The organism is Candidatus Methylobacter favarea (assembly GCF_902806695.1).
Classification (GTDB): Bacteria; Pseudomonadota; Gammaproteobacteria; order Methylococcales; family Methylomonadaceae; genus Methylobacter_B; species Methylobacter_B favarea.
This window is the reverse complement of the sequence record NZ_CADCXN010000123.1, coordinates 1-9025: the sequence shown is the minus strand read 5'-3', so window position 1 is coordinate 9025 and position 9025 is coordinate 1. Positions and strand designations below refer to the sequence as shown.

General features: G+C 47.6%; 10 protein-coding genes and 1 tRNA gene. 10 read left to right on the top strand and 1 reads right to left on the bottom strand.

Going from position 1 to position 9025, the window contains the following annotated elements:
- Window positions 1-161 precede the first annotated feature (161 nt).
- From HUX64_RS18165 to HUX64_RS18130, 8 genes are all read left to right on the top strand, one after another.
- Window positions 162-641 carry a peroxiredoxin gene (locus HUX64_RS18165; RefSeq protein ID WP_246247126.1) on the top strand — a complete coding sequence of 160 codons (480 nt, stop codon included), beginning with the start codon at window positions 162-164 and terminating at the stop codon, window positions 639-641.
- A gap of 108 nt (window positions 642-749) precedes the next feature.
- Window positions 750-1022: a BrnT family toxin gene (locus tag HUX64_RS18160; RefSeq protein WP_174627600.1), complete on the top strand. Its 273-nt coding sequence runs from the start codon at window positions 750-752 to the stop codon at window positions 1020-1022.
- The gene (locus HUX64_RS18155) at window positions 1009-1239 is read left to right on the top strand and encodes a hypothetical protein (protein ID WP_174627599.1); all 231 of its coding nucleotides are present in this window, start codon (window positions 1009-1011) and stop codon (window positions 1237-1239) included. The genes HUX64_RS18160 and HUX64_RS18155 overlap by 14 nt, the downstream gene beginning before the upstream one ends.
- A gap of 41 nt (window positions 1240-1280) precedes the next feature.
- Window positions 1281-1418: a hypothetical protein gene (locus HUX64_RS18150; RefSeq protein WP_174627598.1), complete on the top strand. Its 138-nt coding sequence runs from the start codon at window positions 1281-1283 to the stop codon at window positions 1416-1418.
- Between the two features lie 151 nt (window positions 1419-1569).
- A complete protein-coding gene (locus HUX64_RS18145; protein ID WP_174627597.1) occupies window positions 1570-1767 on the top strand; it encodes a type II toxin-antitoxin system HicA family toxin in 198 nt (65 codons plus the stop codon).
- Window positions 1764-2003, top strand: coding sequence for a hypothetical protein (locus HUX64_RS18140; protein ID WP_174627596.1), 240 nt, complete (start codon window positions 1764-1766; stop codon window positions 2001-2003). Before HUX64_RS18145 ends, HUX64_RS18140 begins: the two co-directional genes overlap by 4 nt.
- A gap of 458 nt (window positions 2004-2461) precedes the next feature.
- Window positions 2462-3205: a protein-L-isoaspartate(D-aspartate) O-methyltransferase gene (locus tag HUX64_RS18135; RefSeq protein WP_174627595.1), complete on the top strand. Its 744-nt coding sequence runs from the start codon at window positions 2462-2464 to the stop codon at window positions 3203-3205.
- Window positions 3206-3207: 2 nt separating this feature from the next.
- Entirely contained in the window at window positions 3208-5775 is a 2568-nt protein-coding gene (locus HUX64_RS18130; RefSeq protein ID WP_174627594.1) for a spermine/spermidine synthase domain-containing protein, read from the top strand.
- Between the two features lie 15 nt (window positions 5776-5790).
- On the opposite strand, the gene HUX64_RS18125 is transcribed toward HUX64_RS18130, so the two are convergent.
- A complete protein-coding gene (locus HUX64_RS18125; protein ID WP_174627593.1) occupies window positions 5791-6543 on the bottom strand; it encodes a DUF434 domain-containing protein in 753 nt (250 codons plus the stop codon).
- 81 nt (window positions 6544-6624) lie between these two features.
- Here HUX64_RS18125 and HUX64_RS18120 point away from each other — a divergent pair, with 81 nt between their 5' ends.
- Together HUX64_RS18120 and HUX64_RS18115 are read left to right on the top strand one after the other, a co-directional pair.
- A complete protein-coding gene (locus HUX64_RS18120; protein WP_174627592.1) occupies window positions 6625-8526 on the top strand; it encodes an ATP-binding cassette domain-containing protein in 1902 nt (633 codons plus the stop codon).
- A gap of 73 nt (window positions 8527-8599) precedes the next feature.
- Window positions 8600-8687: transfer RNA gene (locus HUX64_RS18115), tRNA-Ser, on the top strand.
- Window positions 8688-9025: the final 338 nt, after the last annotated feature.

Here is a 9025-nt window from a genome sequence, read left to right as displayed (position 1 = left end):
TCGCGTCGTCTCAGTAAAGCCTACGAACGACTGACTCGCATCGACGAAGCTTGGATTTACATCGCCATGACTCGCATCATGGTGAATCGTTTGGCTTGACGCGATAATTTCCAAACAGCTTCTTAGATGATGGTGCGTGTGAGCATCTGGAAAACATGCTGATGCCCAACGCTTCTCTATGGTCAACCGATGATCAAGAAATTAATCTATCCTGCTTGTTCGGCTGGAACGTAATTTTCTGCTATCCAATGACAGGTAGCCCCGGATTTTCCATCCCCGAAGGCTGGGTTCAAATTCCTGGTGCAGCTGGATGTACACCTCAAGCATGCTCGTATCGTGACAATTACACCGAGCTCAAACGTAATGGCGTAGGCGTTTACGGCATAAGCACTCAAACATCAGAAGCACAAAAAGAAGCATCTAATCGTTTAAGGTTGCCTTATCCGCTTTTGAGCGATACCGATAATTCTTTTTCCTCAGCTTTGAAATTGCCTCTACTTGAAGCTGGCGGTTTAAAATTAATCAAAAGATTGACGCTCATTCTTAAAGATGACGTGATTAAAAAGTGCTTTTATCCTGTCTTTCCTCCAGATAAAAATGTCGTTGAAGTAATAGCTTGGCTCTCTGAGAATCAAGCTTAATCCACGCGAGGTGGAACGCGTCAGCCGTGACTTGGAGATGCGGATACTTGCCAAAAAGGAAGGAATGCAGATATAGTTGTATTGATCTGTGCCAAGGATATGACTTCAATGAAATATGACTGGGATAAAAACAAAGCGGTAGCAAATTTGTCAAAGCATGGCGTCTCTTTTGAAGAGGCAAAAACAGTTTTTGATGATCCATTGTATGTGGATTTCTATGACCCTGACCATTCCTTCGGAGAACGCCGTTTTATCCTGTTGGGTGAATCGGCCCACCGGAGATTATTGTTTGTTTCCTATATGGAGCGTAACAATAATATTCGATTAATCAGTGCTAGAGAAGCAACGCTATCGGAGCGGAAAGCCTATGAACAAGAATGAAATAGAAGATGAATTACGGCCTGACTATGATTTGCAAAAATTACAAGTAAGGAAACTGGGACCGGGGCGCAAAAGGTTTTGTGATACCGTTCGTTTAGAGCCTGACGTGATTGCTGCATTTCCAAATGCCGAAGCCGTTAATGAAGCGTTACGTTATCTCATTGAGGTAGCCAAGCGTACGAACAGCCTAACCCAACACTCCAGCGGACTCCGCTAACGCTTTGCCGCTGAGCTTGGCGTTAGCAACAAAGGATTCACATGCAGGACACAACAGAACATAATCAAACCATTATCGATCAATTCTCTCAAGAGGCAATTCCGTTCGTAGAGGGGGAGCTTGAACAGCAATTGAAAGCCTCTTTTCCAAATCCAGGCGAGGCGAAAAAAATCCGCTAGATGTTTAAGGCCGATCTTGAATTGGATCGAATGGGCATTCACGTTCATCTACAGGATAATGAGATACATTTTGCCGTGCCTATCCTGGTAGTGACAGGTGAAAAACCTGCCTAACTATTTCGGGTGTTTGCATTTTAAAAAATAATCATTGATGCCCAAGAAAATAAGAGAATTGATCGGCAAGCTTGAAAGGGCTGTTTTTGTTAACCGTGGAGAAAAAGGAAGTCATAGAACCTTTATACATCCGACTGTGATGAAACCGGTTGTAATTTCGGGGCAACCTGGAAGTGATGCCCGAAAATATCAAGAAAGAGCTGTTCAGGCAGCAATAGAGGAGTCAAAGAAATGAATGAAAAAAATCGTTATGTCAAAATTATGGAGTGGTCAGAAGAAGATCAGTGTTTTGTAGGCAGCTGCCGTGGGCTTTTTTACTGCGGCTGTCACGGCAGTGATGAAAAACAGGTTTTCGCAGAACTGTGCGAAATAGTCGAGGAAACCATCGAGCTTTATAAACAAGAGGGTAAGTTCTTGCCTCCTGCCACATCAGGTAAAGACTACGCTAATAAAATGCTCAGTATCGCCTGATAGTGAGTTATCCCGATTAATGCATAACTTAAAGCCGAGCTATTAGCCGTTTCAAGTAGCCTTCTACCGGCATGGATTCGCTACGCTTTAACGGGTCAGTCCGGGCTTTCCTGCCCGACGCGCTTTAGGTTAATGTAAATCAGTTCCAGACAGATGGGTGCCGGTATCTATAACACAGGGATGTGGCTCATAACTTCACTAATCTCTGAGTTAACATCCCTGTAGCAAACCCTGGTAATTCCTGCAAGGTGACGTTTCTTAAAAAAATTGCGGGAACCTCACTTCTTCATTTTGGCTAAAGTTTATATGTAACCCATTAGTTAGCAAACTTGCTTTTGATATTTTCGAACAAACACTTCTGCAGATGGTCGATTGATAATCCGAATCATAGACTGTGGCCAAAACTGACAGGCAAAGATATAGCCCCTTGTTAACTGACGGCCTCGGGAGGTGGTGATATGAAAAAGAAGGCGCAATTTGAAGGTTGGCCTCTTATCGTCGGTCTCGCTCTGTTGTTGTTTTCCAGTCAGGCCATAGCCGAAGATTTTCAGCAGCAGCGTCAAGCATTGGTCAACATCATTAAGGACGATGTGCTCAGGACGCGTGATTTCCTGGGGCAGGACATGCTTGACGAGCGGGTGCTTGACGCTATAGGCAAGGTGCCAAGGCATGAGTTTGTGCCCGAGAGCGAACGTCTCTATGCCTATGAAAACAGGCCGCTTCCTATCGGTTATGGGCAGACTATTTCCCAGCCTTATATCGTCGCGATTATGATGGAACTGCTTAAGCCGAAAAAAACTGACCGCGTTTTGGAAGTCGGCACCGGCTCGGGCTATCAGGCCGCCATTCTCGCGGAGCTTGTCGACAGTGTCTACACCATAGAAATTATTGAAGAGTTGAGCCGACAGGCGGCAGGAAACCTTAAGCGAGCAGGTTATGCCAATGTTCATACCCGAACCGGCGACGGTTATTACGGTTGGGAAACAGCAGCGCCTTTTGACGGCATTGTGGTGACTGCGGTCGCAAGCCACATACCGCCGCCGTTAATAAAACAGCTAAAGCCCGGCGGGCGTATGATTATACCGGTAGGCGCTCAGTTTATGACGCAGTATCTGGTGTTAGTGAGCAAAGCCGGCGATGGCAAGATATCCACGCAACAAATCATACCGGTAAGATTTGTTCCTCTCACCGGGAAACATTAACAATGACGATAAAGCCAAGCTTCTCATTATTAGCTGCTATCGCCATTACCTCGGCTTCTGCACTGGCGTATGAGATTTTATTGATGCGCCTGTTTTCGATTATCCAATGGCATCATTTTGCTTATATGATTATCAGCCTGGCGCTGTTGGGATATGGCATTAGCGGGGTTTTTCTGGCGCTGAACCGCGACCGCTTAGTCGCTCATTTTCCTGTGGTAATCATGACTAACCTGCTGTTGTTCAGTTTTTCAGCACCCGCCTGTTTTCTGCTGGCCCAGCAAATACCGTTTAATCCGACTGAAATCCTATGGGCGCCTGTGCAAGCGTTGTATTTGTGCGCTGTCTATCTGGTTTTGACGCTGCCTTTCTTTTTTGCGGCCAATGTCGTCGGTTTGTCCTTTTATCGCTATCAGCAGCAGGTGTCTTCTATTTACGCGGCCGATCTGTGTGGAGCGGGTATCGGCAGTGTCGGTATTATCCTGCTGCTGTTTATGGTGTTTCCGCAAAAAATATTAACCGTGCTGAGCTTGGCAGGTATTCTCGCGGCCCTGATAGTGTCGTACGCCTTTCGGGAACAGCAGCCCGTTATGAAGCCCTGGATTATCTTCTCGATAATCATAGGAACGGTGCTTACTTTTGCTCCGGCAGAGTCAATCAGGCTGAATATTTCTCAGTATAAAAGCCTGAACCAGTTGCTGCAAATTCCCGGCGCCAGAGTTATTGACCGCAATTCCAGTCCTTTAGGGTTACTTGATGTTGTGGAAAGCACTGTTGCGCCGCTGCGCCATGCGCCAGGTCTGAGTCTTAATGCCGCGACAGAACCGCCGGAGCAGCTTGCCGTTTTTACCGATGCCGACAATATGACGGCCATTACCCGATACAATGGCCATCCTGAAACGGTCAGTTACCTCGATCAAACCACATCGGCTTTGCCTTATCATTTAAAGCAGCTTGCCGATATCCTGATTCTCGGCGCCGGTACCGGCAGTGATATTCTGCAGGCAAACTATCACGCTGTTAAGCACATCGATGCGGTTGAACTGAACCCGCAAGTTATCGACCTGGTTAAGGTAAAATATGCCGATTTTGCAGGCCACCTATATGACAGCGCCAATGTTACTTTGCATGTAGGTGAAGCCCGCGGGTTTGCAGCCACCGCAGATAAAAGCTATGACCTGATTAATATTTCATTGCTGGATGCTTTCGGCGCCTCGGCGGGCGGCCTTTATTCATTGGCTGAAACTTATCTTTATACCGAGCAGGCCATACAGGATTATCTGCGGCATGTAAGCCCGGGCGGTTATCTTGGCATTACCCGCTGGATTAAAATCCCGCCGCGCGATGAGCCTAAACTGTTGGCTACGGTTATTAATGCGCTTAAGCAGACCGGCGCCCAGCCGCCGGGCCTGCAAATCATCATGATACGCAGTTGGCAAACCAGCACGCTGCTGGTCAAAAACGGCGTTGTAACCCCAGAGGAAATCAGTCGGTTAAAGCAGTTCTGCAACGACCGCAGTTTTGACCCGGTTTACTATCCGGGCATATCGGCCCGGGAAGCCAACCGCTTTAATATTCAGCAACAGCCTTATCTGTACCAGGCGGCCACAGCATTACTGAGTGATCAAGGCAAGGCCTTTATTGAGGACTACAAATTCAATATCGAACCTGCAACAGACGATAAGCCCTACTTTTTCCATTTTTTTAAATGGCGAACCTTGACCGAGATTGTATCTTTATTAGGCAGCGGTGGGATCTTTTTACTGGAAAGCGGCTATTTACTATTAATCGCGGCGCTGCTGCAAGCCATACTCGCCAGCCTGTTGCTGATAGCGTTGCCGCTCTGGCTGGGAAAAAGCAAACTGGGCATCACAAATTTGTCCGGAACGGATTTGCATTTACCCGAAGGGCGTCAGGCAGGAGTGCCTGACGTGACTAATCCGTCCGGAACGGATTTGCATTTACCCGAAGGGCGTCAGGCAGGAGTGCCTGACGTGAAACCCGGATCAGGAAGCCATCTGCGCATTCTCGTGTATTTTTTCTGCCTGGGGTTGGCTTTTCTGTTTATTGAAATCGCCTTTATTCAGAAATTTATCCTGATCCTGCATCATCCGCTTTATGCCATTACCGTGGTGCTGAGCACATTTTTACTGGCAGCGGGGGCGGGCAGCCATGTCTCGAAAAAATTATCATCGAGTGCGGCAAGATCGGCGATTATGTTGCCCGCAGCAGCCATATCATTGCTCAGCATCAGTTATATCCTGAGTCTTGAATTCCTAACCGGATTTCTGCTGGAAATGGGTAATCTGAGCCGCTATCTGTTTTCCATTCTGTTGATAGCGCCGCTGAGATTTTTTATGGGCATGCCGTTTCCAATGGGGCTGGCTGGAATCAGTCAAAGGGCCCCGGCATTGATACCCTGGGTCTGGGGCATTAACGGCTGCGCCTCAGTCATCAGCGCCATACTGGCCACCCTGATTGCGATGCAGTTTGGAGTTACTGTGCTGGTAGTTCTGGCGATTGGGTTGTATGGCATGGCGGCCTGGTATTTCCCAGAGTCAACACCCGCATAGCCGAACAGCTGGATTTTACGGCGTGGTTTGTCCAGGTTTATCCAGTGCGCCTGAAAAATCAATCCGCCAGGCTTCAGGAAAATAGGTTGTCATAAGATAAGCGCCCAGGTTTACCCACTGCAGCGTCCTGTCCAGTATCGCTGAATCGGAAGTAATAGCGATTTTTTCGCTGCCTGAAATAACCTGATCCGGACTTTCAACCAGCTCTGCCTGCCAGTTCCAGCCCTGGATTTCGGCAATATTCCGTATCATTGCCGCCAGTCGTCCGCTGTTGGAAACCGGTTTATCAAATAACCACAGCACACTTTCAGGCGCGAAGGATTGCACGGCATTGCCGATGAGTTCAATGGCCTGCCGGGTTTCATTCACCTGCCGGTAAGTGCCGTGAACGCTGGCAATATCGCGTATACAGCCATCGCAGCAACGCAGCAGCAATCCTCCCGCCATGGCTGTTTCAACAGTAATAATCAGATTAAATCCGTCAATAACCAATGGCCGGCCCTTGATTTTTTCAATCGGCAGGCACTTGGCTTTTCTCGCCTCCCGGTTGAACCGTGAACAGGCGGCTCTGGAAACTACGAGGCGTTGCAGCTTGTTAATCTGATGATGATCGGCTACCAGTTGCATAGCTGAATCTCTTGCATAGCCGCGATTAAGCAGCCAGCAGAGTTCATAAACCGCATCCTGCAACTTAAGCAATTGCCGGTTGTCGAACAGCGCCTTATCATTTAAATGCGCGTTGCGATGTCTCTGTTCGTGGCTATTCATATAATCATGTGATCAAGATAAGCTCAATATTCTATATAATGTAAGTTTAACCCCCTATTTACCCTACCAAGAAACTCTATAATGCCTTTATTACGCTTAACCAATATCTCCATTGCCTATGGAACACACGCTTTATTGAAGAATGCCGATTTTCAGCTGGATGCCGGAGAAAGAGTGGGTTTGTTAGGCCGTAATGGCGAAGGTAAATCAACCTTAATGAAGATTATTGCCGGCAACGTCCATGCCGATTATGGCGATATCTGGCGGCAGCCGGAACTGAAACTGGCATGGCTGGAGCAAGCGCCCGAATTGCCGGATGAGGCAACTATTTATGATGCCGTCGCGAGCGGTTTGGGTGAATTAGGCGAATGGATTACCCGCTATCACGCGCTGTCTTTATCGATGGATTATGATGACGATAAGGCATTAAACGAGCTGGGCGATTTGCAGCACAAACTGGAAGCGCATAACGGCTGGCATTTTCAGCAGCGGGTTGAAACTACTTTAAGCAAGCTGGATTTGCCCGGCGATTTGAAAATCAGTGACTTATCGGGCGGCTGGAAGCGGCGCGTGGCTTTGGCCAAGGCTTTGGTTATAGAGCCGGAAGTCTTGCTGCTTGATGAGCCGACCAATCATCTGGATTTTGAAAGTATTACCTGGCTCGAAGATCAGCTGCTGAATTTTCAAGGGGCGGTGTTATTCGTGACGCATGACCGTTCATTTCTGCAAAAACTGGCGACCCGGATTGTTGATCTGGATCGCGGCAATCTGGTTTCCTGGCCCGGCAATTACGACGATTATTTACGCCGCAAAGCCGCCGCCCTAGAGGATGAAGCGAACCAGAATGCCGAATTTGATAAAAAACTGGCGGATGAAGAAGCCTGGATAAGACAGGGTGTAAAAGCCCGCCGCACCCGCAACGAAGGCCGGGTCAGAGCTTTGGAAAAACTGCGTAATGAACGCGCCCAGCGCCGCAATGTGCAGGGAACGGCCAGGATGGCATTGGAACGGGGCGACGCTTCCGGTAAAAAAGTGATGGAAGTCAATAATATTTGTTTCGGCTATGAGGACAGGCTGATAGTTGATCATTTTTCCACGCTGATTCAACGGGGCGATAAAATTGGCTTGCTGGGTCCTAACGGCGCGGGTAAATCGACCCTATTGAAATTGTTGCTGAAACAGCTGGAGCCGAACAGCGGCACGGTAGAGCAGGGCGCAAGACTGGAAATTGCCTATTTCGATCAGCTGCGCGAACAGCTCGACCCTGACATGACCGTTGCCGATACCGTCGCCGATGGCAATGATTTTGTCGAAATTGCCGGCAACAAACGACACGTGATGTCATATCTGGGCGATTTTCTGTTTGCCCCGGCCAGAGCACGTTCTCCGGTAAAAAGCTTATCGGGCGGCGAAAAAAACCGATTGCTGCTGGCGCGACTGTTTACCAAATCGGCAAACCTTATCGTCATGGACGAACCTACCAACGATCTGGATCTGGAAACCCTGGAACTGCTGGAAGAAAAACTGGTTGCTTTTGACGGCACTTTATTATTGGTGAGCCACGATCGAGCTTTTTTGGATAATGTAGTCACCAGCGTTTTTGTTCTGGATGGAAGCGGCAAAGTCGGGGAGTTTATTGGCGGCTATTCCGACTGGATAAACCATAGAAAACAAATAAAACAGACTGGAGCCGCAAAAAAAATGCCCGAACCCGTCAAACAGGAAAAATCAGCGGGCCTCAAAAAGAAAAAGCTGTCGTTTAAAGATCAGCAGGAACTGGATAAATTGCCGCAGATGATTGAAGCGCTGGAAATAAAACAGGCAGATTTAAATCAGCAAATCAGCGCGCCCGAATTTTATAAAAAAGACCAAAATTCAGTAGCCAGGACTTTGGATGAACTGAAAAAAACCGAGACAAAACTGGAACAGATTTATAAAAGATGGGATGAGCTGGAAGCCCTGGCCGAAGACAGCACTGGCTAAAAGTCATTGCACCAAAAGGCAATCTGCATTATTCTTTCCGGCTTAGCAAAGACTACCGTTAAAAAAGATAGCAGGAGAGATGGCCGAGTGGTCGAAGGCGCACGCCTGGAAAGTGTGTATACGGCAACGTATCGAGGGTTCGAACCCCTCTCTCTCCGCCACTTATGGACTTCTTTGAATCTGTTTGGATCGTTAAACCCGCAAGTCACAAGGCTTAGCGGGTTTTTTATTGTCCAGCGGAATACCGTAAAATTGATATGTCCTTAAATATGATCGAGCGTCAACTTACGACCGCAATCAGGGCAACAAGGACTTACAATCCGATTGCCTATTTATCACTCGGGCAGTTAAACAATACGATACAATTTGTTATAACCTCAGTTCGGGATAAGAAAAAGTAGGCAGGTTTTTGTAAAAACAGGAAAAATAGTGATTCCAACATCAATTTTTCCACAACAACCTACCTCCATGAAATTAACACAATTATTTTGCGATGTAG